The organism is Pseudomonas peradeniyensis, from assembly GCF_014268935.2.
In the GTDB taxonomy this organism is placed as follows: Bacteria; Pseudomonadota; Gammaproteobacteria; order Pseudomonadales; family Pseudomonadaceae; genus Aquipseudomonas; species Aquipseudomonas peradeniyensis.
The window spans coordinates 1,106,311-1,131,127 of record NZ_JABWRJ020000002.1 but is presented as its reverse complement, the minus strand read 5'-3'; the positions used below and the strand labels follow the sequence as shown (position 1 = coordinate 1,131,127).

The window sequence follows — 24,817 nt, the reverse complement described above, 5'->3', positions numbered from 1 at the left end:
CAGGGGCGCCCTTGTTCCCTGGTGGAACGCTATCGCGGGGCAAGCCCGCTCCCACGAAAGCGCTGCCAGGGACAGCACTCATTTTTTGGGGGCGGGCTTGTCAAGTTCGGTGCGTAGCTGCGTGAGGCTCTGCAGGTTGCTCCGGCGCACCGCCTCGACGAAGCCCGGGTAGCTCACGTCGGTGATGGCCACCAGGCCCAGGTGGCCGTTCTCGCCGTCCAGCAGCCTGCCGCTGGCCGGCTGGTCGAAGTACTGGAACCAGTGAGCGCCAACGATCATCGGCTGGGCCATGGCGGCCTTGAGGAAGTTGGCGTAGGCCGGGCCACGGTCTTCCTCGCGAGCCACCTCCAGCGGGCCTGGCCAGAACGGGCCACGGTCGCGGGAGCCGAACTGGAACTCCGAGACCAGCACCGGCTTGTCCAGCTCGGCCAACCGGGCGAAGTCGTAGCCGTCTTCAGGCTTCAAGGTATAGAAGTTGAAGCTCAGCACATCGCAGAACCTGGCGCAGGCCTGCACCGCCTCGGGCGTGCTGACCGCATAGCGCCCGCCCAGCAGCAAATGGTTGGGCGCATGCCATTTCAGGGCATCGGAAATGGTCTTGAAATAGGTTTCGGCGAACACCTGCTGGAAATACTGGTAGTCGCGCTCGATTTCCGGGTGCTCCGGGTTGGGCAAGGGCGCCTCGAAGCCCGGGTCTTCCATCAGTTCCCAGGCAGTCAGCTCGATCCCCCAGGCCTTGGACAAGCCTTGCTGGTTGCGGTACTTGTCGCGCAGCTGCTTGAGGAACGCGCGCTTGGCCGGCACATCGGTGGTCAGGCGCAAGGTGCCGTAGGCCAGGCCGTAGCGTGCCTTGGGATCGTTGCCGGGGGCGGCCCAGGCCAGTTCGTTGTCGGCGAAGTAACCGATCAGCCAGGGGTCGTCGCGGTGATCCCGGGCGGCGATGGCCACGGCACGCTCGGTGGCCATGGCGAAGCGCGGGTCAAACGGATCGGGCATGCGGCCCCACCAGTCCATGCCGGTGCTGATGCTGGCGTAGTCACCGACGATCGACAGCGGCAAGGTGTACGGCAGGCGCCTGGCCTGGCCGAGGGCCGGGTCGCTCCAGTTGCCGAGGGTGTTGAAGCCCCAGGCCTGCAGGCGGTCCAGGGTGTGGGCCTGCCAGCGTTGGGCGTCCAGGGCCGGCGCCGGGCAGGCCGTGCCATCCTGCGGGCAAGGCTTGCCATAGGTGCGCTGCAGGTTGGCCGCATAGAAATCGAACCAGCGCCCTTGCTTGAAGCCCCGGCCCTGGGACGAGGCATTGCCGTCGTCGTTGTTGCCTTCGCCGTAGAAGGCGTTCATGGCTTCGCCCTCGCCTGGCAAGCCCTTGAACATGCCTTCGCGGCCGGCGACATAAGTGCGCCCGCCATCGGCGGCAACGGCATTGACGCCGAGCGAATAGAACGGATGCCCGTCGGGCGTCACCAAGTACCAGCGCCCGTCGCGCTTCTCGGTGCGGAAGAAGCCCTTGGCTTCGAACGTCGGCCCCGCGAGCAGGCCGCCATAGGTATCCAGCTTGAGCTTGTCCCGTTCGGCCAGCCAGGCATTGAGTTGTGCCTGCTCGCGGTTGTCGGCGGCCTTGAGCTGCTCATCACCGACGATCTTCTCCGGCCAGCGGCCCCGAGTCGACTGCCCATAGGCATCGATCAATTCGCTGTAGGCGGCCTTGAACGCCTGGTCGTCATCCTGCAGGCCGACTTTCTCGATCAACAGGCTCTGGGCCACCTTGGGGCCGGGAATGCTCAGGCTGATCGAAGTGACCTGCGCCAGGTCCACGGCGCCTTCGCTGCTGGTGAGCAGCAGGCGTTGCCCCTCGAAGGTCCAGGGCATGGGTGGCCCGGCGCGCATGCCCTGGCTCAGCGGCGAACTGGCCTTGAGCGGAATCATCACGGTCTGCGCGGGCCCGGCCGGCAGGTCGATGCGGCTGGTGAGGGTGCGCCCGTCGCTGCTTTGCACCGTCACATCGACGGTCAGCGCCCAGTCCATCCCGCTCTGCAGGCGCAGGGTCAGTGCCTGGCCGGCGCTCCAGTCCCACGCTCCGCCTTGCGGTGCAAGGCGCAGGGCCGGCTGCGCCACCGGGTTGAACACCACCCGCCGCAACACTTCGCCTTCGGCTGTCTGTTCCGCGTTGTACTGCGGCAGGCTGGCGTCCTGGGTGAGGACATTCACCACCGAGGCCGGGCGCACGAAGCTGAACAACGTCTGTTGCCCGGCCAGCAAGGGCGCACTGAACAACAGGGAGAACACGACAGGCAGGGTGCGGCGGATCATAGGGCGATGACTCTCCTTCGGAGCCCGTCATGGGCTCGCAATCGAGTAATGGACAACGGGTTGTGCGTCTTGCTCCGGCACTCAGCCGATTTCCCGTCGGAAAGGTGGCAGCGCATTGAGGATAGCCTTGCCGTAGCGCTGCGTAACCAGGCGGCGATCGAGCAAGGTGATGACGCCACGGTCCTGCTCGGTGCGCAGCAGCCGGCCGCAGGCCTGGATCAGGCGCAGCGAGGCATCGGGCACGGCGATTTCCATGAACGGGTTGCCGCCACGGGCCTCGATCCATTCGGCCAACGCGGCCTCGACCGGATCGTCCGGCACGGCGAAAGGAATCTTGGCGATCACCACGTGCTCGCAGTAGGCGCCCGGCAGGTCGACACCCTCGGCGAAACTGGCCAGGCCGAACAGCACGCTGTGCTGACCGTCGTCGACCCGCGCCTTGTGCTTGTTCAGGGTCTCCTGCTTGGACAGGTTGCCCTGGATCAGCACCAGCTTGCGCCAGTCCCGGTCCAGGCCGTCGAACACGTCCTGCATCTGCTTGCGCGAGGAGAACAGCACCAGCGCGCCACGCGCGTCCTCGACGATGCCCGGCAGCTCGCGGATGATCGCCGCGGTGTGCGCCGTGGCGTCCCGCGGGTCGGCGCCGAGGTCGGGCACCCGCAGCAGGCCGGCGTCGCCATGCACGAACGGGCTGGGCACCACGCACTGCACTGCGTCGCGGGGCAGGCCCGAACGCATGCGGAAGCGGTCGAACTTGCCCAGGGCAGTGAGCGTCGCCGAGGTCACCAGGGCGCCATAAGCGACGTTCCACAAGCTCTTGCGCAGCATCTCGGCGGCCAGGATGGGGCTGGCGTTGACCTCGATGTCGAACAGCGCGCCGCTTTCGGCCAGGGTCAGCCAGCGGGCCATGGGCGGGTTGTCTTCCGGGTCTTCGGCAGTGAACGCGGTCCACAGCTCCCAGTTGCCCTGGGCGCGGGTCACCAGGCTGCCGAACAGCGGGTACCACTCCTCGGCCTGGTGGCTGGCGATACCAATGTTGTTCTCGCCGTCCATGCCTTCCTTGAGCAGGTCGGCCAGGCGGGTAAACAGGTCGTTGAGGCGGGCGAAGCCTTTCTTGAGCTCGATGCCGACCTCGCGGATCTGCTCAGGCACCACCCCGCCTTCGAAACGGTAGCGCGGACGATCACGGCCTTCCATGTCCTCCCCGGCGCGGAAATCCGCCACCTGCTCGCAGAGGGTGAACATGAACTGCTGCTGGGTGCGGACTTCCCGCGCCAGCTCCGGGACCTGCTCGATGTACTTGCCAAGGTCGCCCGGCAGCGGATGCTGGGCCAGCAGCTTGGTCAGGTTCTTGGCGGTCTGCTCCAGCCAGTCGGCGGTGGAGCGCAGGCGCGAATAGTGGGCGAAGTGGCCGATGGCCTTGTCGGGCAGGTGGTGGCCTTCGTCGAACACGTACATGGTGTCACGCGGGTCGGGCAGCACGGCGCCACCGCCCAGGGCCAGGTCGGCCAGGACCATGTCGTGGTTGGTGACGATCACGTCGACCTTGCCCATGCCTTCACGGGCCTTGTAGAACACGCACTGCTGGAAGTTCGGGCAATGCCGGCCGGTGCACTGGCCATGGTCGGTGGTCAGGCGAGCCCAGTCCTGGTCCTCGATGGTTTCGGACCAGCTGTCGCGGTCGCCGTCCCAGCGATTACCGGCGAGCTTCTCGATCATGCTGTTGAACAGCTTCTGGCTGCGCTCGTCGACCTCGATGCGAAAGCCTTCTTCCTCGAACAGCTGGGCGGTGGCCGACTGGGCATGGCCTTCCTGCAGCAGGACGTCGAGCTTGGACAGGCACAGGTAGCGGCCGCGGCCCTTGGCCAGGGCGAAGCTGAAGTTCAGCCCGCTGTTGCGCATCAGGTCGGGCAGGTCCTTGAAGACGATCTGCTCCTGCAGGGCCACGGTCGCGGTGGCGATCACCAGGCGCTTGCCGGCGGCCTTGGCCGCGGGGATCGCGGCCAGGCTGTAGGCGACGGTCTTGCCGGTACCGGTGCCGGCCTCGACGGCCACCACGGCGGGCTCGCCGGCACGGCGGCCGTCGTCGTCGCAGGCGATGTCGCCGAGCACCTTGGCCACTTCGGCGATCATCAGGCGCTGACCGTAGCGTGGCTTGAGGCTTTTGGCTTCGAGGAAACGCGAGTAGGCGCCCTGGATGGTGGCTTTGAGTTCGTTGCTGATCATGGTCTGCAGGCGCCCGGAGGGCTGGATATATTTTCAGTGTTTCGCATGGGCCGGCTATCATACCCCGCTATTGCCCTTTGTGCCGCATGGAGATCCGGATGCTTGCCTTTGCCCTGCCCTACACCTTGCATGTCCTGGCCGCCCTTGTCTGGGTCGGGGGGATGTTCTTCGCCTGGCTGGTGCTGCGGCCGGCAACGGTTGCCGCGCTGGAGGGGCCTGCGCGGCTGCGGTTGTGGGTGGAGGTTTTCCAGCGGTTCTTCAGATGGGTCTGGCTGGCTGTGGCGGTGTTGGCTGTCAGCGGGGTCGGGATGATTCACCTGCGGTTTGCCGGGTTCGAGACCGCGCCTCGTTACGTGCAGGTGATGATTGGCGGGGGGATTGTCATGTTTGCGTTGTTCATGCGGATTCAGTCTTTGTTGCTGCCTGAACTGCGGACGGCGGTGCAGGCTGGGGATTGGGCTTCGGGGGCTGGGGTGCTGGGGCGGATTCGGCGGTTGGTGGGGGTTAATTTGTTGATTGGGGTGTTGGTGGTGGGGGTGGCTAGTTCGCGGGTTTGGGTTTGAGGGGTTCGGGTTCTGGCTCCTTGGTGATTGTTTTGGTTTTTGTATGCGCATTCGTAGGTGATGTCGACATTTAGTCACCTTTTCGCCTTTACGGCGACCTACTTTTCTCTAGGGAAAAGTAGGCAAAACCGTTCCGCTCCGTTCATCCGGCCCCTGCGCTTCGCTCCGGGGTTCCCTCGCTCCGTTCTTGCTCCCGGGAGGACCGCGCTGAACGCCCCATCCTGGGGCGCAGCGCTTGACGGCCATCCATGGCCGTCACCTCCCTCCGCAAGAACTCCGCTCGGCCTCCTGAAGTCGCAATTGGTGTTGCCTGGACTATTGCGCGCTTAGAAGCAAGAGCAAGAGCAAGAGATGCGAAGTTAGTTGGTTGACAGTTAGTTATATATTGGCTGTTCCGACCCTTTCGCGGGGCAAGCCCGCTCCTACAGGGTTATATATAACGGCGACTGTCGTGTAGGAGCGGGCTTGCCCCGCGATGCGATCGAGAGATTAATTAGATTTAAACTAGCGACAGCTGCGCCAGTCCAGGCGCCGCTCGTAACTTCGCGACTTCAGGAGGCCGAACGCAGGACTTGCGGAGGGAGGTGACGGGCATGGATGCCCGTCAAGCGCTGGGGCCCAGGATGGGCCCTGCAGCGCGGTCCTCCCGGGAGCAAGGCCGGAGTGAGGGAACCCGGAGCGAAGCGGAGGGCCGGATGAATGGAGCGAGGATTTTTTGGTGACTTTTTGATCCTTCAAAAAGTTACCCGCCGTTGAACTGACCCCCGAAAGTTGGACACCTTATCCCTTGGAGGGTGTTCCATGACGAAATACAACCTGGCGCTCAAGCAGGCACTCATCGAAGAGTGCCTTTCTGCCCGCAGTGTTCATGAAGTGGCACTGAAGCATGAGCTGAGCCCTTCGCTGCTGCGCCGCTGGGTAAAGGGCTATGAGAAACACGGCGCAGCCGGTTTGATTCCCAAGTACAGTCACTACGATGCTCAGTTCAAATTAAAGGTTTTGCAATGCATCGAGCAAGACGGGCTGTCTGCTCAGCAAGCATGCGTAAGGTTTGATATCCGTGGGCCGAGCAGCATCAGGCAATGGAAAAGGCTGTACGATGAAGGCGGAATAGAAGCCCTTCATCCGAACCGTGCCCGAGAGTTAAACATGCCCCGCAAGCCATCAAAGCAATCCAGCGCAGGACCTTCTGCACCTTCGGATCGTGAGCTCACGCCTGAGCAAATGCTCGAAGAGCTGGAATATCTGCGCGCGGAGAATGCCTATCTAAAAAGCTCGATGCCTTGATCCAAGCGGACCCACGCACTGCGCAGGCAAGAAAACGCAAGCTGTCCAAGGATTAAGGCGTGAGCATCGACTCGCTCTGTTGCGCGCTGCAGGCCTGGCACGCAGTACCTTTACTACCAAAGCAAAGTGTTGCAGACCGACAGGCATGCTGCCCTCAAGGAACGCATCGACAGGGTCTATCACCAGCATAAGGGGCGGTATGGCTACCGCCGTATCACTGCGGTTCTTGGGCACAATGCCGAGGTGATCAATCACAAGAAGCCCGGTGCAGCGGCTGATGCAGTTGATGGGCCTCAAATCGCTAGTCAAAGTGAAGAAATATCGCTCGTATCGAGGCTCCGAGGGGCTTGTTGCATCTGATTTGCTCAAGCGTGAATTCAAGGCGCAGGCCCCTAATCAAAAATGGGTAACCGACGTGACAGAGTTCAAGGTAAAGGGCCAGAAGCTATTTCTTTCGCCGGTGATGGACCTGTACAACGGCGAGATCCTCGCTTATCAGATCAACCGACGCCCTGAGTTCAGGATGGTTTCGACAATGCTGGAGCAAGCTTTGAGCGGCTGAATCAAGATGACAAACCAATATTGCACTCCGATCAAGGCTGGCAGTATCAGCAGCCAGCTTACCGGCACATGTTGGCCGGGAAGAATATCGAGCAGAGCATGTCGCGAAAGGGAAACTGCCTGGACAACGCCGCGATGGAAAGTTTTTTTGGCACGCTCAAGAGCGAGTTCTTTTATCTGGAATCGTTTGAGAGTGTTGAACAACTGGCATCAGGGCTAGAGGATTACATCGCTTACTACAACCAAGAACGCATCAGTCTCAGACTAAATGGCTTGAGTCCGGTACAATTTCGGACCCAAGCGCTGAACCCATAGCGTACCCTGTCCAACTTTCGGGGGTCAGTTCACGTAAGGGCGGAAAGGTGAATAAGCGTCGACATCACAAATGAATGCACATACAACCCTCAACACCAACTAAAACAACCAAACAACCAAACAACCAAACAACCAAGCCAAAGAAACTCAAAGCCGCTGAAGAATCAACTCCCCCGAGCCCCCAGCCAACCCAGGCTGCCCGGCCTGCCCAGGCCGCCCATTCCCCCCAGCATCAGTCCGATAAACCAGACACCCCTTACTAGCCCCACCCAAACCAGCCTTCCCAGCAGCCCCCGCCTTGCCCGGCGCACCACCATCAAGCCTCACCACAATCCGCTCCTGCGCAAACCCTTCCGGCACCGCCAGACGAACCCGCCCGCCGGAAGCCCCATCATGCCCATTACCACCATCATCACCATTGGCCCCACGGCTGGCCTGCCCCCAGGTACACCCCCCGGGCTTGCCATTGGCCCCATCGAGCCCAACATACCCAGGCGCCCCAGCCCCGCCCCGGGCGTCGATCGACAGCCGATCCGCCTCCAGCGCCTGCAACCGCAGATCCAGGTTACGCCCCGGCCGCGCCGCACGTTCATAGGTCCCGGGCGCCCCGGGCGCGCTGAACTCGCTGCCCTCGCCCAGGTAGGCACTCAAAGCCTCGATACTCAGGTCCCGCTCCGCCGGCGCAATGGCGATCCGCGCATCGCGCCCCAGCTCGAGCCGGTCGATCTTCAGTTCGGTAAGCGTCGCCGGCAGCAACAGCGTCGCCGAATCGGCCACCCGCAACTGCTCCAGGTGCACGCTGGCCGCCTTGTTGGGCAGACGCAGCATCGAATGGGCGGCGACCTCCAGGCTTTCGGCCTGGACCAGGGGGCTGGCCAGTGCGGCCAGCAACATCAATTTACGCATGGCTCGACGCCTCCTGCGGACGGGGGATGGACATGACGTGGAAGATACCGGTCAGCAGGATCTGCAGGCGGTCGAACCAGCGATGGCTGCGTCCGCGCAGGCTGCCATTGAAGAACAGCACCTCCAGCGCATGCAGCGACAGCAGGACGATACCCGCGGCATTGATCAGCAGATTGAGCGGCAACGGCTGCGGCATGAACAGGTTGAACAGCACCACGCCCCAGAACGCCACCGTCAGAGCCTTGCCCAGGCCCAGGATGAACTTCATGTCCGGCCCCCATGGATTGTTGTTATGTCGGCGCGGCCCGTTCGAGCGGGCCGCGCCGGCAACAGTAACCCTACTGCCAGGGCATGCGCCAGAGGGGTTCAGTTCAGGTGCAGCTCCACCCGTCGGTTGCGCGAGCGGCCCTCATCGGTGTCGTTGTCAGCCACCGGCTCGCTCTCGCCACGGCCCTGGCTGGTCACCTTGTTCGGCGCCAGCCCCTGGCTGATCAGGTACTCGGCAACACCGCTGGCGCGGCGCTCGGACAAGCGCTGGTTATAGCTGTCCGAGCCCACGCTGTCGGTGAAACCGATGACCTTGACACTGGCCACGCTGGGGTCGTTGAGCTTGGGCAGCAAACCTTGCAGGCGCTGCTGGGCGCCCTGGGTCAGCTCGGCGGAGTCGAAGGCGAACAGCACCTGGCCCTGGTCATCGAGCGTGATCACCTCCGGGGTTGCCGCCGGTTCCGGTTGAGGGGCCGACGCCGGATACTGCGGCAACGGGCAGCCCATGTGATTGACCTGGGTGCCAGCCGGGGTGTCCGGGCAGCGGTCGCGGCGGTCGAATACGCCATCGCCATCCTCGTCGCCATCCTGGGCATAGCAGATCAGGCCACCGGCAATAGCTCCGGCAGCACCGGCACCGGCTGCCCAGGTGGAACTCTCGATGGCGCCCAGGCCGCCGCCGACCAGTCCGCCAAGCAGGCTGCAGATGGGCCAGGTCCTTTGATTGAGGGGCGCGCTGCCATCGCTGTGGGTGGCGCAGCCTGTAAGCAGGCTCGTCGCCACCACCAACGGCAGTGCCGCTTTCGACAAAACACGCATGGTGATTGCTCCTGTGTCACCGGCCGCTACCGGTCACACAGGAGTAAAGACGCGCCCGCGCCACTTCTCAAGGCGCGGGCGCACGGCGGTCAACGCTGGATCTTGATCTCGGTGCGGCGGTTCATGGCGCGGCCATCGGCAGTGGCGTTGTCGGCCACCGGCTGGGTTTCACCAGCGCCCACCACCGAGACGAAGCTGGCACGCGGTACGCCGCTTTCGACCAGGTAGTTGGTCACAGACTGGGCACGACGCTCGGACAGCTTCTGGTTGTAGCTGTCGGAACCGACGCTGTCGGTGTGGCCGGAAACGCTCAGGCGGGCGCCCGGGGCTTCTTGCTTGAGGCGCGTCGCGATGGTGTTGAGGCGCTCCTTGTCAGTGGCGGTCAGGCGCGCCGAGTCGAACTCGAAACGCACATCACGGATGACGATGACCTCTTCCTTCTGCACCACCACTTCCTCGACCACCGGTGCCGGCTCTGGTGGGCAGCCGTTGGCATCGACCTGCACGCCACGCGGGGTGCCGGGGCACTTGTCGCGACTGTCCGGCACGCCATCGCCGTCTTCGTCGCCATCGCCGTGGGCCCAGCAATAGCCGGCCGCCAGGCCGCCACCGAGCAACGCGCCCCAGCCGGCCCAACTGGAGCTTTCGATCGCGCCCAGGGCCGCGCCACCCACGCCCCCGACGGCAGCACACTTCGGCCAGTCGGTTTTCTGCAAACCTGCACAACCAGTCAACACACTGGTGAGCAGAACCAGGGGTATCGCTGTGCGTACTATGCTCATCTTGTTGCTTCTCCTAGGGGGAATCGGTGCATTACCGATGCTCTGGGAGTAAAGACCGGCGATTACCGCTCTGCCAGCAATAAGCCACGACGTGGCGACGCGCCTCTTTGCCCGATCGCCTGGGACCGCTAGTCTTGAGCGACCTGAACGAGGAATGGCAATGACCGAGGTTTTCTCACAACGCACGCCGCAGCAGGCCCTGGCCGCCCTGCTCGATCGCTTCACCCCGCGCCAGCTACTGCTGGTGGGCAGCCGCTTCCCGGCCCTGGAGGCCTTCGCCGCCGCCCATCCCGAGACCCGAATCGAGCTCGCCGCACCCGGTCCGCTCCCCGCCGAACAGGCGGCCCGACGCTTCGACCTGGCGGTACTGGTCGACTGCCTGGAGCACCTGCCCAAGCGCACCGGCCTGGAGCTGCTGGGCGGTATCCGCAACCTCAATGCCAGCCGCGTCGCGGTGCTGGCGGATCTGAACGCCTGCGGCTGGCAGGACACCGACTTCTATTCGCTGGCACTCTCGGCCAGCGAGAAATTCCAGCGTGACGAACAGGTGTTGAGCCTGTTCACCTATGATCTGCATGACTACAAGCAGGTCCCGGACTGGCTCAATGCGAAGTTCTGGGCCAACCCTGAAAACTTCGGCAAGTACTGGTGGTGACCGGATGAGTGTCTCGATCTGCCCCTGCGGCAGCGGCAACCTGCTCGACGCCTGCTGCGGGCATTATCACAGCGGCACCCCGGCGCCGGACGCCCAGACCCTGATGCGCTCGCGCTACAGCGCCTACGTGCTGGGCCTGGTGGACTATCTGGTGAACACCACCCTGCCGGCCCAGCAGGCCGAGCTGGATCGCGCCGCCATGGCGGCCTGGAGCGCGCAAAGCACCTGGCTGGGGCTGGAGGTGGAAAGCGCCGAGGTGCTGGGCGGGCAACCCGAGCACGCCTTCGTCACTTTCACCGCGCGCTGGCACGACCTGGAAGGCGACCACCAGCACCGCGAGCGCTCGGCATTCGTCCAGCATGCCGGACGCTGGTACTTCATCGACCCGACCGTGGTGCTCAAGGCCGGTCGCAACGACCCCTGCCCCTGCGCCAGCGGGCAGAAATTCAAGAAATGCTGCGCCAGTTACCTCGGTAGTTGAACATGCGCGCCCTGGCCCGCCTGCTCACACTCGGCCTGCTACTGGGCTGGCTGGCGGGCTGCGCCAGTTGGGGCGACGACACCTGGCGCGAGCCACAGCTGCACCTGCTCGAGGTGGAGCCGGTGAAGATGCGTCTGCACCAGCAGGAGTTCGTCCTGCACCTGCGGGTCGACAACCCCAACGACAGCCGCCTGTTCATCCGCCACCTGGCCTATTCGGTGCGCCTGGGCGACCTGCTCCTGGCCGAGGACGAGGCAAGCCTGTGGCGCAGCGTCGGCGGCCAGGCCCGGCGCACCTTCAAGATCACCGTGCGCACCAACCTCTGGCAGCACCTCAAGCCCCTGGCGAAGCTGCTCAAGAGTGGGCAACCCCTGCAATACCAACTGCGCGGCGAGCTGGCCACCGGGCTGATCGTCCATCGGGACCTGCACTTGTCGCAAAGGGGTGAGATAATCCCCGGCGATCTACAACCGGAGTAACCCCGCAATGACCCAGCAACCCCATGTCCATGGCCCCGACTGCAACCACGGTCACGACCATCACCACGACCACGACCATGGCCATGTGCACGGCCCGCACTGCAACCACGGCCACCAGGAGCCGGTGCGCAACGCCCTGAAGGACGTCGGCCGCAACGACCCTTGCCCGTGCGGCAGCGAGAAGAAATTCAAGAAGTGCCACGGCGCCTGATCGACGTCAAATCAGGCCATCGCAGGTCAAGCCCGCTCCCCGGCAAATCGTCGTGGGAGCGGGCTTGACCCGCGATCTGCACGCACCAGCACTACCACTGGTAAATAAAGCTTCCCGGCACCTTGCACGGCGACTGCGCGCTCACTACCTTAGCGCCTTTCAGAACCCCGCCACGCCCTGCAGGAGCCTAGTCATGGCCGCCCCCGTCCTTCCGCCCTTCCCTCTCCGCCTCGGCAGTGCTGCCGCGTTGCTTGGCCTGCTCGCGCTCGGCGGCTGCCAGATGGGTGGTCACCAGGACAGTGTGCTGCCGACGACCGGCGTGCAACCGCTCAAGGGCCTGGCGCAGAACGTCTCGGTTCGGCGCAACGCGATGGGCGCGCCGCTGATCGAAAGCAGCAGCTTCCATGACGCGCTGTTCAGCCTGGGCTACCTGCACGCCGGGGATCGCATCGAGCAGATGGTCGCCATGCGCCTGCTGGCCCAGGGACGCCTGGCCGAGCTGGCCGGGGCCGACGCCCTGGAGATGGACCGCCTGATGCGCGCCGCCAACCTCAAGCAGAGCGCCGGCCAGCTTTACGCCGATGCCTCGCCGCGCCTGAAGCGCTTCTTCGAGGTGTACGCCCGCGGGGTCAACGCCTACCTGTTCCGCTACCGCGACAAGCTGCCGGGCGAGCTCGCCCGCAGCGGCTATCGCCCGGAATACTGGAAGCCCGAGGACTCGGCGCTGATCTTCAGTCTCTACGCCTTCAGCCAGTCGGTGAACCTGCAGGAGGAACTGTCGGCCCTGACCCTGGCGCAGAAGGTCGGTGCCGACAAACTCGCCTGGCTGCTGCCCGGCGCCCCCGACGAGCCACTGGCCGAGGGCGAGGTCGACAAACTCAAGGGGGTGAACCTGGCCAGCCAGCTACCAGGGCTCGGCGCACTCACCGCCGCCGGCCAGCAACTGGCCGACCTCGGCCTGCTGGGCGCCCCCGGCTCGGCCAACCTGGCCCTGACACCCCAGCGCAGCCGCAGCGGCAAGAGCCTGCTGGCCAGTGACAGCCGCGCCACCTGGGCACTGAGCCCGGTACAGATCCATACCACCAAGTACCGGGTCGCAGGCCTGTCGCTGCCAGGCCTGCCGATCGTGCTGGCCGGCTACAACGGCAAGCTGGCCTGGAGCAGTAGCGCGGTAATGGCCGACAACCAGGACCTGTTCCTCGAGCAGGTACGGCGCCAGGGCAGCCAGCTGAGCTACCTCGCCGACGGCAAGTGGCAGCAGGCCCGCGCACGCAACGAAACCTTCTTCGTCCGCGGCCAGCGCCCGCAGCGCGAGGTGATGTACGACACCCGTCACGGCACCCTGCTGCCGGGCCATGGCAGCCTGGCCTTGGCCCTGCACCTGCCGCAGCTCAAGGAGGATCGCAGCCTCGACGCGCTGTTCGACCTGACCCGCGCGCAGAACATCGAGCGCGCCTTCGACAGCACCCGCGAGGTCGCTGCGGCGGCGTTGAACTTCGTGTTCGCCGAGCCCCAGCACATCGGCTGGCAGGTCAGCGGCCGCTACCCCAACCGCCGCGAAGGCCAGGGCCTGCTGCCCTCGCCGGGCTGGGACGGACGCTATGACTGGGACGGCTACGCCGATGCGATGCTGCACCCCTACGACCAGGATCCGCCCGCCGGCTTCATCGGCCATGCCAACCAGCGCAGCCTGCCCAAGGGTTATGGCATGCAACTGTCGAGCAGTTGGTACTACCCCGAGCGTGCCGAGCGCATGGCCCAGCTGGCCGGCAACGGTCGTCACGACAGCCGTAGCCTGATGGCCCTGCAGAACGACCAGGTGACGCTGCTGGCCGACAAGCTCAAGCAGATGTTCGACGCGCCCGGCATGGCCCAGCCGCTCAAGCAGGCCATCGACGCCCTGCCCGCCGCGCAGCGCGACAAGGCCCGTGATGCCCTGGCCCGGCTCAAGGCCTTCGATGGCCGGCTGAGCCCGGTGTCGGCCGATGCCGCGCTGTATGAACTGTTCCTGCAGGCGGTCACCCGGCAGACCTTCCTCGACGAACTGGGCCCGGAATCCGGCCCGGCCTGGCAGGCCTTCGTCGGCAATGCCCAGCTGTCCTACTCCGCCCAGGTCGATCACCTGCTGGGGCGCGAGGACAGCCCGTTCTGGGATGATCGCGGCACGCCGCAGAAGGAAGACAAGCCGACCATCCTCGCCCGCAGCCTGGCCGCTGCGGTGGATACCGGCACCGCCCAGCTCGGCGCCGATCGCCGCGCCTGGCAATGGGGCAAGCTGCACCAGTACCGCTGGCCGGCACCGGCCTACCACGGCCTGGGCGACAAGCTCGACCGCGCGCCCCTGGCGGCGGGCGGCGACTTCAGCACCCTGGCCCTGACCCCTTATGCCTGGGGGAACGGCTTCGACACCCAACTGCCGGCCTCGGCGCGGATGATCGTCGACTTCGGCCAGGCCGAACCGCTGCAGGTACTGACCAGCAACGGCCAGTCCGGCAACCCGGCCAGCCGCAACTACAGCGACGGGCTCGATGCCTGGTTCAAGGGCCGCTTCAGCAGCCTGCCGCTGCAACCGCAAAACTTTGCAAGGGCATATGGCAGTCAGCGGTTAACGCTAGTGCCTGGGAAATAAGTCCTATCACGGTTCATCCGGGGTAATCCTGGATGGACCACACTACAAACTTAGCCGGGAGGTAAGCTCCCGGAGCCACCTCAGGCAGCCACCACTGCAAGTTCGATGCGCTGCCCCAACACATGCAAGGCATGCTCGACCTGTTCGATCTTGGAGCGATGTAACAGATCGACCAGGCGATCCACCTGAGGCCGGTTCACGCCAAGCCGTCGGGCCATTTCGGTCTTGGTTACGTTCTGGGCAATCATGGTGTTCCACAAGGCAGCCTTCGCTGCGGTCAGCGCCGGCAACCTGACAACAGCCTCGGCTGATTGCAATGACGTAGGTAACGGAATGGCGGCCCGACGATCTACGTACAGTGAAAGCGCTGACTCCAGGGCATCCACCGCATCGAACAGCGCCTCATCGAGCGTATCCCCCGCACTGGCCATCTCGGGGATATCCGGGCAACTGATCCAGACACTGCCTGCATCACGGTGCACGTTCACCGGATAATCGAAATTCATTTCGTCACCTCGTTGCGTGGTCAACTGGCAAGACGCACTTGGTGCGCATCACGATGAAGCCCCAGTAAACAACACCTGAAGGTTCAGCATTTCTTCATTTCAGGTAGTCCGTGTCTGTACCGTGCTCCTCGGTCCCGCGATCCGAATAGTGCGCCACTCCCGAAGTTATGCTTCTATCCTTAATCCCAGCCATCGCCCAAAAACGCTGATATCAGGACCACCATGCACCACTCGACCCACGACCTGCTCTCCCCTGTCCCGGGTATCGCCCGCCAGTTGCACAGCTTCCACTTCGGCCCGCGTGGCGCCGGCAAGGTGTACATCCAGGCCTCGCTGCACGCCGACGAACTGCCGGGCATGCTGGTGGCCTGGCACCTGAAGCAGCGACTCGGGGAAATGGAGCAGCAGGGCCGCTTGCGCAAGGAGATCATCCTGGTGCCGGTGGCCAACCCGGTGGGCTTGGAGCAGGTGCTGCTGGACGCGCCGCTGGGCCGTTTCGAACTGCAGAGCGGCGAGAACTTCAACCGCAGGTTCGTCGACCTGTCCGACAGCATCGGAGACCAGGTCGAAGGCCATCTCACCCAGGATCCGTCGCACAACCTGGCGCTGATACGCGAATACCTGCGCCGGGGTTTGGATGCCCACCCCGCGCACACGCCGCTGCAGTCGCAGCGCCTGACCCTGCAACGCCTGGCCTGCGACGCCGACATGGTGCTCGACCTGCATTGCGACTTCGAGGCCGTCGAGCACCTGTACACCACGCCGGAAGCCTGGCCCCAGGTCGAGCCACTGGCCCGCTACCTGGGCGTGCAGGCCAGCCTGCTGGCCACCGACTCGGGCGGACAGTCGTTCGATGAGTGTTTCAGTCTGGTGTGGTGGCAGCTGCAGCAGCGCTTCGGCAAACGCTTCCCGATCCCCCAGGGCAGTTTCTCGGTGACCATCGAGCTGCGCGGCCAGGCCGATGTCAGCCACCCCCTGGCGACCCGGGACTGCCAGGCGATCCTCGACTTCCTTATCCATGCCGGGGTCATCGAGGGCCAGCCGGCCTCGATGCCCGCATTGGTGCACCCGGCGACGCCGCTGGCGGCTGTGGAGCCGGTCATGACGCCACTCGGCGGGCTGCTGGTGTTCCACGCCGCGCCCGGCCAGTACCTGCAAGCCGGTGAACTGATTGCCGAGGTCATCGACCCGCTCAACGACCGGGTCACACCCCTGCGCAATACCCAGGCCGGGCTGCTCTACGCGCGCAGCATCCGGCGCATGGCCACGGCAGGCATGGTGGTTGCCCATGTGGCCGGCGAACAGGTTTGCCGCAGCGGCTACCTGCTGGGCAACTGAGAAAAATCAGGCCACTGGGGCGGGAGGCGGCTCGTCGGGCAGGGTCGGCTCGCCCGGCTCCATCGGCGGGTGCTCGCCGGGTTCCGGCGGCTGCGGCGTGTCGGGATCGGGCTGGTGCGGCACGCCACCGGCCTGCATCGGCAGCGGTGTGTGGATCGGCGGGTGGGCCATCAGCGACCAGGCCAGCAATCCGATCTGGTTCGGCTGCAGGACGGCCAGCTTGGCACTGATTGCGGGGTCGAGTTTCATCGGCGGCTCCTGACAAGGCCCGGCGCACGGCATGCGCGCCGGGACTTCTCATTGGAGTGCCGGGCGCGGAAACAATTCCCGCGCTTTGTCGGCTCAGGTGCGTGGCAGGGTGACGCCGCGCTGGCCCTGGTACTTGCCGCCACGGTCCTTGTACGAGACTTCGCATTCCTCGTCGGACTGCAGGAACAGCATCTGCGCCACGCCTTCGTTGGCGTAGATCTTCGCCGGCAGCGTGGTGGTGTTGGAGAACTCCAGGGTCACATGGCCTTCCCACTCGGGCTCGAGCGGCGTGACGTTGACGATGATGCCGCAACGGGCATAGGTGCTCTTGCCCAGGCAGATGGTCAGCACGTCGCGCGGGATGCGGAAGTACTCGACGGTACGGGCCAGGGCGAAGGAGTTCGGCGGGATGATGCACACGTCGCTCTTGATGTCGACGAAGCTGCCGGCATCGAAGTTCTTCGGATCGACGGTGGCCGAGTTGATGTTGGTGAAGACCTTGAATTCGTCGGCACAGCGCACGTCGTAGCCGTAGCTGGAGACACCGAAGGAAATGACCCGGCTGTCCTGCTCGCCGCGCACCTGGCGCTCGACGAACGGTTCGATCATGCCGTGTTCCTGCGCCATGCGGCGAATCCACTTGTCCGATTTGATGCTCATGGCGAGGTGTCCTGAAGAGTGCGGGGTAAAAAACGAGAGGTGCATCTTACCGGTCCCGACGCCCGGGTTAAAGTTTCCTCGCCCTATCCCGCGCCGGACGGGGCCTGTACAGGCCGCCGATCCGAATTTCATCAAAGCGCTTGTTGGCCATTGGCAGGTTGTGGAAAGTGGGTTAAGGTGGCGCCACTGTGCTGCACGTGACACCGAGAATCTCTAGTTTGATGCACGATCCTGATCGGCCCATCGCTGAATTTTCTGCTCTCTTTGCGCTCAGTCCCGGTCAGGGTGTTTCCTGACCGTTATCAACTTTGTCCAAGGAGACAGAAAAATGTCCAACCGTCAATCCGGTGTTGTCAAGTGGTTCAACGATGAGAAGGGCTACGGCTTCATCACCCCTCAGTCGGGCGACGACCTGTTCGTGCACTTCAAAGCCATCCAAGCTGACGGCTTCAAAACCCTGAAAGAAGGCCAGGCTGTTACTTTCGTCGCTACCCGCGGCCAGAAAGGCATGCAGGCTGAAGAAGTTCAGATCGCCTAAGTCGATCTCGCTTCCTCGCTTTCAAAAAAAACCCGCCATTGGCGGGTTTTTTTGTGCCTGAAGATTGATGGCTTTGTAAGCATATCTATTCGTGGGAGCGGGCTTGCCCCGCGATGGCGCCAGCCCAGGCAACCATCATCGCGGGGCAAGCCCGCTCCCACGCCCCTCAGGTCCTGAGCTACCCAGCCCGAATCAATCCTCGCTGATGGTAATGCTCGGCATCGCTGGCGCCGCCGCTTCCTGCAGCACGATCCGCGCCCCCACCTGCCGCGCCAGCTCCTGGTAGACCATGGCGATCTGGCTTTCCGGTTCGGCGATGGCGGTCGGCTTGCCGCTGTCAGCCTGTTCGCGGATCAGCATCGACAGCGGCAGCGAAGCCAGCAGCTCGACGCCGTACTGCGCCGCCAGCTTCTCGCCACCGCCTTCGCCGAACAGGTGCTCGGCATGGCCGCAGTTGGAGCAGATATGCACGGCCATGTTCTCGACCACCCCCAGCACCGGGATGTTGACCTTGCGGAACATCTCAACGCCTTTCTTCGCGTCCAGCAGCGCCAGGTCCTGGGGCGTGGTGACGATCACCGAGCCTGCCACCGGCACCTTCTGCGCCAGGGTCAGCTGGATGTCACCGGTACCCGGCGGCATGTCGATCACCAGGTAGTCGAGGTCGTCCCAGGCGGTCTGGGTCACCAGTTGCAGCAACGCCCCCGAGACCATCGGGCCACGCCAGACCATCGGCGTGTTGTCGTCGGTGAGAAACGCCATGGACATGACCTCGACGCCATGGGCCTTGATCGGCACGAACCACTTCTGATCGCGCACCTGCGGGCGGGTGCCTTCGGCGATGCCGAACATCACCCCCTGGCTCGGGCCATAGATGTCGGCATCGAGAATGCCCACCCGGGCGCCTTCGCGGGCCAGGGCCAGGGCCAGGTTGGCGGCGGTGGTCGACTTGCCGACCCCGCCCTTGCCCGAGGCCACGGCAATGATGTTCTTCACGTTGGCCATGGCCGGCACCTGGGCCTGGGCCTTGTGGGTGGCGATCACGCAGTCGATGCTCACGCTGGCCGAGGCCACGCCATCGAGGTTGCCGATCGCGGTCTGCAGCACCTGCGCCCAGCCGCCCTTGAACAGGCCGGCGGCATACCCCAGCTGCAACTGCACGCTGACCTGCCCGCCCTGGATGTCGATGGCGCGCACGCAACCGGCGCTGACCGGGTCCTGGTTCAGGTAGGGGTCGGTGTACTGGCGAAGCACGCCTTCGACGGCGGCACGGGTGACGGCACTCATGGAGGCTCCCATTGGCAAACTGGATACGGAACAGGCGCCTATGCTAACCCGTCAATCGTCAGCAGATGCGTCCTTGGGGTGAAATAAATTCGCCAGCCCTTTATAGTGGCCGATCACCCTCATTTTTACCCCGTAGCCAGATAAGTAGCCGAGCCACCATGTCCGAGCCACGTCAGATTCTCGTCACCAGCGCCCTGCCCTATGCCAATGGATCGATCCACCTTGGCCATATGCTGGAGTACATCCAGACGGACATGTGGGTGCGCTTCCAGAAGCTGCGCGGCAACCAGTGCATCTATGTCTGCGCCGACGACGCCCATGGTTCGGCCATCATGCTGCGCGCGGAAAAGGAAGGCATCACCCCGGAGCAGCTGATCGCCAACGTCCAGGCCGAGCACAGCGCCGACTTCGCCGACTTCCTGGTCGACTTCGACAACTACCACTCCACGCACAGCGAGGAGAACCGCGCACTGTCGAGCCTGATCTACACCCGTCTGCGCGACGCCGGGCACATTGCCACCCGTTCGGTCACCCAGTACTTCGACCCCGAGAAGGGCATGTTCCTCGCCGACCGTTTCATCAAGGGCACCTGCCCCAAGTGCGCGGCCGAGGACCAGTACGGCGACAACTGCGAGAAATGCGGCGCCACCTACGCCCCGACCGAACTGAAGAACCCCAAGTCGGCGATTTCCGGCGCCACCCCGGTGCTGCGCGACTCGCAGCACTTCTTCTTCAAGCTGCCGGACTTCCAGGCCATGCTGCAGCAGTGGACCCGCAGCGGCACCCTGCAGGACGCGGTGGCCAACAAGCTCGCCGAATGGCTCGACTCGGGCCTGCAGGAATGGGACATCTCCCGTGACGCGCCGTACTTCGGCTTCGAGATCCCGGGCGAGCCGGGCAAGTACTTTTACGTCTGGCTGGACGCGCCGATCGGCTACATGGCCAGCTTCAAGAACCTCTGCGACCGCCGTCCGGAGCTGGACTTCGACGCGTTCTGGAACGAAGGCTCCAAGGCCGAGCTGTACCACTTCATCGGCAAGGACATCGTCAACTTCCACGCCCTGTTCTGGCCGGCCATGCTCGAAGGCGCGGGCCTGCGCAAGCCGACCGCGGTCAACGTGCACGGCTACCTGACCGTCAACGGCGCGAAGATGTCGAAATCGCGCGGCACCTTCATCAAGGCGCGCACCTACCTCGACCACCTGCAGCCGGAATACCTGCGCTACTACTACGCCGCCAAGCTGGGTCGCGGTGTCGACGACCTCGACCTGAACCTCGAGGACTTCGTGCAGAAGGTCAACTCCGACCTGGTCGGCAAGGTGGTCAACATCGCCAGTCGCTGCGCCGGCTTCATCCACAAGGGCAACGACGGCGTGATGGTTGCCGGCGATGCCGCGCCCGAGCTGACCGAGGCCTTCCTCGCCGCCGCGCCGTCGATCGCCGAGGCCTACGAGGCCCGCGACTTCGGCCGCGCCATGCGCGAGATCATGGCCCTGGCCGACCGCGCCAACGCCTGGATCGCCGACAAGGCGCCGTGGTCGCTGGCCAAGCAGGAAGGCAAGCAGGACGAAGTACAGGCCATCTGCGCCCAGGGCATCAACCTGTTCCGCCAGCTGGTGATTTTCCTCAAGCCGGTGCTGCCGCTGCTGGCAGCGGACGCCGAGGCGTTCCTCAACGTCGCCCCGCTGACCTGGGACGACCACCTGTCGCGCCTGGAAAACCATCAGCTCAACCCGTTCAAGGCCCTGATGAGCCGCATCGAGCCGACCAAGGTCGAAGCCATGGTCGCCGCCAGCAAGGAAGACCTGCTGGCCGCCGAAGCCAAGGCCGCTCCGGCGGGCAATGGCGAGCTGGCCAAGGACCCGCTGTCAGCCGAGATCGAGTTCGACACCTTCGCCGCAGTCGACCTGCGCGTGGCGCTGATCGTCAAGGCCGAAGCAGTGCCCGGTGCCGACAAGCTGCTGCAGCTGACCCTGGACATCGGTGACGAACGCCGCAACGTGTTCTCGGGCATCAAGTCGGCCTACCCGGACCCTTCCAAGCTGGAAGGCCGCCTGACCATGATGGTGGCCAACCTCAAGCCGCGGAAGATGCGTTTCGGTGTTTCCGAAGGCATGGTCATGGCCGCCGGCCCTGGCGGTGAAGAGATCTACCTGCTCAGCCCCGACAGCGGCGCCAAGCCAGGCCAGCGTATCAAGTAAGCCCTCCTGCCCCGGCCAATTGGCCGGGGCAGTTGCATCTGCCACCCGCTGTCCGATAATGATGGCACCCTCCGATTTTCGGCATCGCCATGAGTGACTACGTCCTGATCCTGGTCAGCGCCGCGCTGGTCAATCACCTGGTCCTGCAGGCCGAGCCGGTCGAGCGTGCGCGCCTGCATGCATTGGGCCTGTGTTCGGCCCTGTTGATCCTCGTTGCACTACCTGTAGGCGTCTGGCTGCACCGGCAATTTCTCCTGCCCTTGGGGTTGCAGGACCTGCAATTGTTCATCTTCCTGCCCTTGCTGGCGGCATTGGCCTGGACACTGCCAAACCTGCTCCGACGTTTTCGGCCAGACTGGCCCCTGCACGACCTGCAACCCCAGCTGAGCGCAAACGCCGTGTTGCTAGGCTTGCTGTTATTGCTTGGCAGCGACAGTGTGGACGGGTGGGGGATTCTGGCGTGGGCCATTGTCGGCGCGCTGGGATTCTGGCTGGCCTTGGTACTGTATGCCGATCTTGACGCCCGCTGCCGCCATGCCGAGATGCCCGCAGCCCTGCGCGGCCTGCCCGTCCAGTTGATCGGCGCTGGGGTGATGGCCATGGCGTTTTCGGGACTCAACGGACTCTTCACCCAATGAACCTGGGTCCACGCATCGCCCTGCCCCCGGCAACGGAAGCCATCGCTGTACAACACCTCGAGGACCTGCAAACCCATGCCGACCACTGATCCGCGCCTGCGCAGCACCATGCAGCTGGTTCTGCTGGCCTGCGCCCCTGGCCTGCTGGTGCTGTTCTGGCTGCATGGCTGGGGCGTGCTGATCAACCTGCTGTTGAGCGGTTGCGCGGCGCTGGCCACCGAGGCTGTGCTATTGCGCTGGCGGAGAATGCCGGTCGCCTGCGCCCTTGGCGACGGCAGTGCACTGGTCACCGCCGCGCTGCTGGCCGCAGCCCTGCCCAGCCAGGCGCCCTGGTGGCTACCCGTGATGGCGGCCTGCGTCGCCATCGGCTTGGGCAAACAGGCTTTCGGCGGGGTCGGGCGCAACCTGTTCAACCCCGCCATGGTCGGCTATGCGTTCGTCCTGCTGAGCTTCCCTTTGCAGATGAACCACTGGCCCGGCCAGGCCCCCGGGCTCGTCGAAAGCCTGAACCTTGCTTTCGGCGCCAGCGAACGGATCGACGCCTGGGCCAGTCCCACGGTACTCGATGTCCTGCGCCACAACCGCAGCCTGACCATCGACGAACTGTTCGCCAGCCACCCGGCGTTCGGCCACCTGGGTGGGCGTGGCACCGAGTGGGTCAACCTCGCGTTCCTGCTCGGCGGGGTGTTCCTGCTGCAGCGCAAGGTCTTCGGCTGGCAGGCCCCCGTCGGCCTGCTCGGCGCCTTGTTCCTGTCCAGCCTGCTGGGCTGGAATGGCTCAGGCTCCGATTCCAACGGCTCGCCACTGCTGCACCTGTTGTCCGGCTCGACCATGCTGGCCGCCTTCTTCATCGCCACCGAACCGGTATCTGGCTGCAAGCAGCCGCTGGCCCGCCTGCTGTTCGGTATCGGCACCGGCCTGCTGATTTACCTGATCCGCACCTGGGGCAGCTTCGCCGATGGCACGGCGTTCGCCGTCCTGCTGATGAACCTCGCCGTCCCCACCCTTGATCGCTGGGCGGAACGCCGCCAGCAGGCCTGCCCATGACCGCCCGCTGGCGCAGTGCCACAGTGCTGCTACTGGTTGCAGGGCTGGCGATTGTCGCGACACTGGCTTGGCAGCGCTTCACCGCCGGGCCGATTGCCGAGGCCTCGCGCCAATGGCAAGAACAGCAGTGGCTCAAAGTGCTGCCGCCGGGCAGCTACGACAACCGGCCATTGCAAACCCCCTTGGCCCTGAAAGACGCCAAGCTGAGCCATAGCCATCTGTTGGCCGGCTACCGCGCCAGCCTGGCGGGCATCACCAGTGCTGTTCTGCTGCACAGCAGCGTCCAGGGCTATGGCGGCGCCATCGAACTGGTGATCGCCATCGACCGCCAGGGCCGCCTGGTGGGCGTGCGCGTGCTCGAACAGCAGGAAAGCCCAGGCCTTGGCGATCAACTGGTAGACCCGGCGCGCCATTGGCTGGACCAGTTCATCGGCCGGACACTGCGCGATACGCCCGAACAAGCCTGGGCGATCAAGCGCGACCAGGGCGCGTTCGACCAGCTGGCCGGGGCAACGGTAACCTCGCGGGCAGTCATCGAGGCGATCCAGGATGCACTGCGCTATTTTGACCAGCATCGCCCCGCATTGCTCGGTGAGACACCTCCATGAACCGTTTCTGGCTCCTGCCAATCAGTCTGGTGCCATTGCTCGGCGCAAGCGCCACCATCATCCAGGCGCTCGCGATCAGCCTTTGCACAGCCCTGTTGGTGGGGCTGCACCAGGCCTTGATGGCCCCTCTGCGTCGTCACCTGGAACACAGCCCCCGTCTATGGGCGAGCACAGTACTTGCCGCCGCCTTGGCGACTTGCCTGCACCTCGGCCTGCAAACCTGGACAATGCCCCTGGCCAAACAGCTTGGCCTCTACCCACTGCTGCTGGCCCTGCCCTGCCTGGCCAGCGAGCAACTGCCAGCACAGCCTGGCCGATATCGCCTCCTGGGGCTCGGACTGCTTGGTTTGCTGGCGGCCGGCCTGGCCCTGGGCATCTGCCGCCAACTGCTGGCCGACGGTCTCGGCCTGCACCTCGCCGCGCTGGCGCCCGGCGCGCTGATACTGCTCGGCCTGCTGCTGGGCCTGTACAATCACCTGCGTCCATCGAATACCGCCTCACGTCGTCAAGGAACCCGTTGACCCCATGAATGCCGCCAAACGCCTGGAGATCTTTCGCAGGCTGCATGAAGACAATCCCGAGCCCAAGACCGAACTGGCCTACTCCAGCCCTTTCGAACTGCTGATCGCCGTGATCCTCTCGGCCCAGTCGACGGATGTCGGCGTCAACAAGGCCACCGCCCGCCTGTTCCCGGTCGCCAACACCCCGCAGGCCATCCACGCCCTGGGCGTCGATGGCCTGAGCGAGTACATCAAGACCATCGGCCTTTACAACAGCAAGGCCAAGAACGTCATCGAGACCTGCCGTCTGCTGGTCGAACAACATGCCGGCGAAGTCCCGCAGACCCGCGAAGCCCTCGAAGCCCTGCCCGGCGTCGGCCGCAAGACCGCCAACGTGGTGCTCAACACCGCCTTTCGCCAGCTCACCATGGCCGTCGACACGCATATCTTCCGGGTCAGTAACCGCACAGGTATTGCACCGGGCAAGACCGTGCTGGAGGTGGAAAAGAAGCTGCTCAAGTTCGTGCCCAGGGACTATCTGCTCGACTCCCACCACTGGTTGATCCTGCATGGCCGCTATGTCTGCCAGGCCCGCAAACCGCGCTGTGGCAGTTGCCGGATCGAAGACCTGTGCGAATACAAGCACAAGACTTCCGACGATTGAGGCAATAGCTGAAACCTGCTCGAGGCAATTGAAAAAATCTTTTTTACCCGCTCTGCGATTCCCGTTATAAGGACGGCCAATGGCCCTTTGGCT

Annotated in this window: 24 protein-coding genes and 1 pseudogene; 15 read left to right on the top strand and 10 right to left on the bottom strand. The window is 64.5% G+C overall.

What is annotated here, in order from left to right:
• Positions 1 to 78: 78 nt before the first annotated feature.
• Together HU751_RS14565 and dinG are read right to left on the bottom strand one after the other, a co-directional pair.
• Positions 79 to 2,307 (bottom strand): beta-galactosidase, encoded by a 2,229-nt coding sequence (locus HU751_RS14565; RefSeq protein WP_186735321.1) that lies wholly within the window; start codon positions 2,305 to 2,307, stop codon positions 79 to 81.
• 81 nt (positions 2,308 to 2,388) lie between these two features.
• Positions 2,389 to 4,533 (bottom strand): ATP-dependent DNA helicase DinG, encoded by a 2,145-nt coding sequence (gene dinG / locus HU751_RS14560; protein WP_050704221.1) that lies wholly within the window; start codon positions 4,531 to 4,533, stop codon positions 2,389 to 2,391.
• A 98-nt stretch (positions 4,534 to 4,631) separates the two neighbouring features.
• Here dinG and HU751_RS14555 point away from each other — a divergent pair, with 98 nt between their 5' ends.
• Entirely contained in the window at positions 4,632 to 5,096 is a 465-nt protein-coding gene (locus HU751_RS14555; RefSeq protein ID WP_186735322.1) for a CopD family protein, read from the top strand.
• 801 nt (positions 5,097 to 5,897) lie between these two features.
• Positions 5,898 to 7,259 (top strand): annotated as a pseudogene (locus HU751_RS14550) (IS3 family transposase).
• Positions 7,260 to 7,406: 147 nt separating this feature from the next.
• Here HU751_RS14550 and HU751_RS14545 read toward each other — a convergent pair.
• From HU751_RS14545 to HU751_RS14530, 4 genes are all read right to left on the bottom strand, one after another.
• Complete coding sequence (locus HU751_RS14545; protein ID WP_186713019.1) at positions 7,407 to 8,165, bottom strand: collagen-like protein; 759 nt, start codon at positions 8,163 to 8,165, stop codon at positions 7,407 to 7,409.
• Positions 8,158 to 8,433, bottom strand: a complete 276-nt coding sequence (locus tag HU751_RS14540; RefSeq protein ID WP_050704046.1) for a DUF1145 domain-containing protein — start codon at positions 8,431 to 8,433, stop codon at positions 8,158 to 8,160. The genes HU751_RS14545 and HU751_RS14540 overlap by 8 nt, the downstream gene beginning before the upstream one ends.
• A 98-nt stretch (positions 8,434 to 8,531) precedes the next feature.
• Positions 8,532 to 9,251, bottom strand: a complete 720-nt coding sequence (locus HU751_RS14535) for a PA1041 family peptidoglycan-binding anchor lipoprotein (RefSeq protein ID WP_186732090.1) — start codon at positions 9,249 to 9,251, stop codon at positions 8,532 to 8,534.
• 89 nt (positions 9,252 to 9,340) lie between these two features.
• Positions 9,341 to 10,033, bottom strand: coding sequence for a PA1041 family peptidoglycan-binding anchor lipoprotein (locus HU751_RS14530; protein ID WP_110738786.1), 693 nt, complete (start codon positions 10,031 to 10,033; stop codon positions 9,341 to 9,343).
• Positions 10,034 to 10,193: 160 nt separating this feature from the next.
• Between HU751_RS14530 and HU751_RS14525 the strand changes: the two genes are divergently transcribed.
• The 5 genes from HU751_RS14525 to HU751_RS14505 all read left to right on the top strand — a co-directional run bounded on the left by HU751_RS14525 (position 10,194) and on the right by HU751_RS14505 (position 14,488).
• Positions 10,194 to 10,688 (top strand): DUF6231 family protein, encoded by a 495-nt coding sequence (locus HU751_RS14525; protein WP_186732089.1) that lies wholly within the window; start codon positions 10,194 to 10,196, stop codon positions 10,686 to 10,688.
• A gap of 4 nt (positions 10,689 to 10,692) precedes the next feature.
• Positions 10,693 to 11,169 carry a YchJ family protein gene (locus HU751_RS14520; RefSeq protein ID WP_186732088.1) on the top strand — a complete coding sequence of 159 codons (477 nt, stop codon included), beginning with the start codon at positions 10,693 to 10,695 and terminating at the stop codon, positions 11,167 to 11,169.
• Between the two features lie 2 nt (positions 11,170 to 11,171).
• Positions 11,172 to 11,648: an LEA/WHy family protein gene (locus tag HU751_RS14515; protein ID WP_186732087.1), complete on the top strand. Its 477-nt coding sequence runs from the start codon at positions 11,172 to 11,174 to the stop codon at positions 11,646 to 11,648.
• 7 nt (positions 11,649 to 11,655) lie between these two features.
• Complete coding sequence (locus tag HU751_RS14510) at positions 11,656 to 11,859, top strand: SEC-C metal-binding domain-containing protein (RefSeq protein WP_012313055.1); 204 nt, start codon at positions 11,656 to 11,658, stop codon at positions 11,857 to 11,859.
• Between the two features lie 193 nt (positions 11,860 to 12,052).
• Entirely contained in the window at positions 12,053 to 14,488 is a 2,436-nt protein-coding gene (locus HU751_RS14505) for a penicillin acylase family protein (protein ID WP_186732086.1), read from the top strand.
• A gap of 80 nt (positions 14,489 to 14,568) precedes the next feature.
• On the opposite strand, the gene HU751_RS14500 is transcribed toward HU751_RS14505, so the two are convergent.
• Positions 14,569 to 14,994 (bottom strand): type II toxin-antitoxin system HicB family antitoxin, encoded by a 426-nt coding sequence (locus HU751_RS14500; protein WP_186732085.1) that lies wholly within the window; start codon positions 14,992 to 14,994, stop codon positions 14,569 to 14,571.
• 222 nt (positions 14,995 to 15,216) lie between these two features.
• Between HU751_RS14500 and HU751_RS14495 the strand changes: the two genes are divergently transcribed.
• On the top strand, positions 15,217 to 16,332 hold the full coding sequence (locus HU751_RS14495) for a succinylglutamate desuccinylase/aspartoacylase family protein (protein WP_186732084.1): 1,116 nt from the start codon (positions 15,217 to 15,219) through the stop codon (positions 16,330 to 16,332).
• A 6-nt stretch (positions 16,333 to 16,338) separates the two neighbouring features.
• Here the strand turns inward: HU751_RS14495 and HU751_RS14490 are convergent, their stop codons facing one another.
• Positions 16,339 to 16,581: a hypothetical protein gene (locus HU751_RS14490; protein WP_050704037.1), complete on the bottom strand. Its 243-nt coding sequence runs from the start codon at positions 16,579 to 16,581 to the stop codon at positions 16,339 to 16,341.
• A gap of 93 nt (positions 16,582 to 16,674) precedes the next feature.
• Positions 16,675 to 17,241: a dCTP deaminase gene (dcd, locus tag HU751_RS14485; RefSeq protein ID WP_003258001.1), complete on the bottom strand. Its 567-nt coding sequence runs from the start codon at positions 17,239 to 17,241 to the stop codon at positions 16,675 to 16,677.
• Positions 17,242 to 17,569: 328 nt separating this feature from the next.
• Here dcd and HU751_RS14480 point away from each other — a divergent pair, with 328 nt between their 5' ends.
• Positions 17,570 to 17,779 (top strand): cold-shock protein, encoded by a 210-nt coding sequence (locus tag HU751_RS14480; RefSeq protein WP_003254922.1) that lies wholly within the window; start codon positions 17,570 to 17,572, stop codon positions 17,777 to 17,779.
• Between the two features lie 192 nt (positions 17,780 to 17,971).
• Here HU751_RS14480 and apbC read toward each other — a convergent pair whose 3' ends face one another.
• The gene (gene apbC / locus HU751_RS14475; protein ID WP_186732083.1) at positions 17,972 to 19,066 is read right to left on the bottom strand and encodes an iron-sulfur cluster carrier protein ApbC; all 1,095 of its coding nucleotides are present in this window, start codon (positions 19,064 to 19,066) and stop codon (positions 17,972 to 17,974) included.
• A 158-nt stretch (positions 19,067 to 19,224) separates the two neighbouring features.
• Between apbC and metG the strand changes: the two genes are divergently transcribed.
• From metG to nth, 6 genes are all read left to right on the top strand, one after another.
• Positions 19,225 to 21,267, top strand: a complete 2,043-nt coding sequence (metG, locus tag HU751_RS14470; protein ID WP_186732082.1) for a methionine--tRNA ligase — start codon at positions 19,225 to 19,227, stop codon at positions 21,265 to 21,267.
• A gap of 89 nt (positions 21,268 to 21,356) precedes the next feature.
• Positions 21,357 to 21,905: an Rnf-Nqr domain containing protein gene (locus HU751_RS14465; RefSeq protein ID WP_186732081.1), complete on the top strand. Its 549-nt coding sequence runs from the start codon at positions 21,357 to 21,359 to the stop codon at positions 21,903 to 21,905.
• 75 nt (positions 21,906 to 21,980) lie between these two features.
• Positions 21,981 to 22,952 (top strand): RnfABCDGE type electron transport complex subunit D, encoded by a 972-nt coding sequence (locus HU751_RS14460; RefSeq protein WP_186732080.1) that lies wholly within the window; start codon positions 21,981 to 21,983, stop codon positions 22,950 to 22,952.
• Positions 22,949 to 23,560, top strand: coding sequence for an RnfABCDGE type electron transport complex subunit G (locus HU751_RS14455; RefSeq protein ID WP_186732079.1), 612 nt, complete (start codon positions 22,949 to 22,951; stop codon positions 23,558 to 23,560). Before HU751_RS14460 ends, HU751_RS14455 begins: the two co-directional genes overlap by 4 nt.
• The gene (locus HU751_RS14450; protein ID WP_186732078.1) at positions 23,557 to 24,081 is read left to right on the top strand and encodes an Rnf-Nqr domain containing protein; all 525 of its coding nucleotides are present in this window, start codon (positions 23,557 to 23,559) and stop codon (positions 24,079 to 24,081) included. Before HU751_RS14455 ends, HU751_RS14450 begins: the two co-directional genes overlap by 4 nt.
• Before the next feature lie 4 nt (positions 24,082 to 24,085).
• Complete coding sequence (gene nth / locus HU751_RS14445) at positions 24,086 to 24,724, top strand: endonuclease III (protein ID WP_186713034.1); 639 nt, start codon at positions 24,086 to 24,088, stop codon at positions 24,722 to 24,724.
• The last annotated feature ends 93 nt before the right edge of the window (positions 24,725 to 24,817 follow it).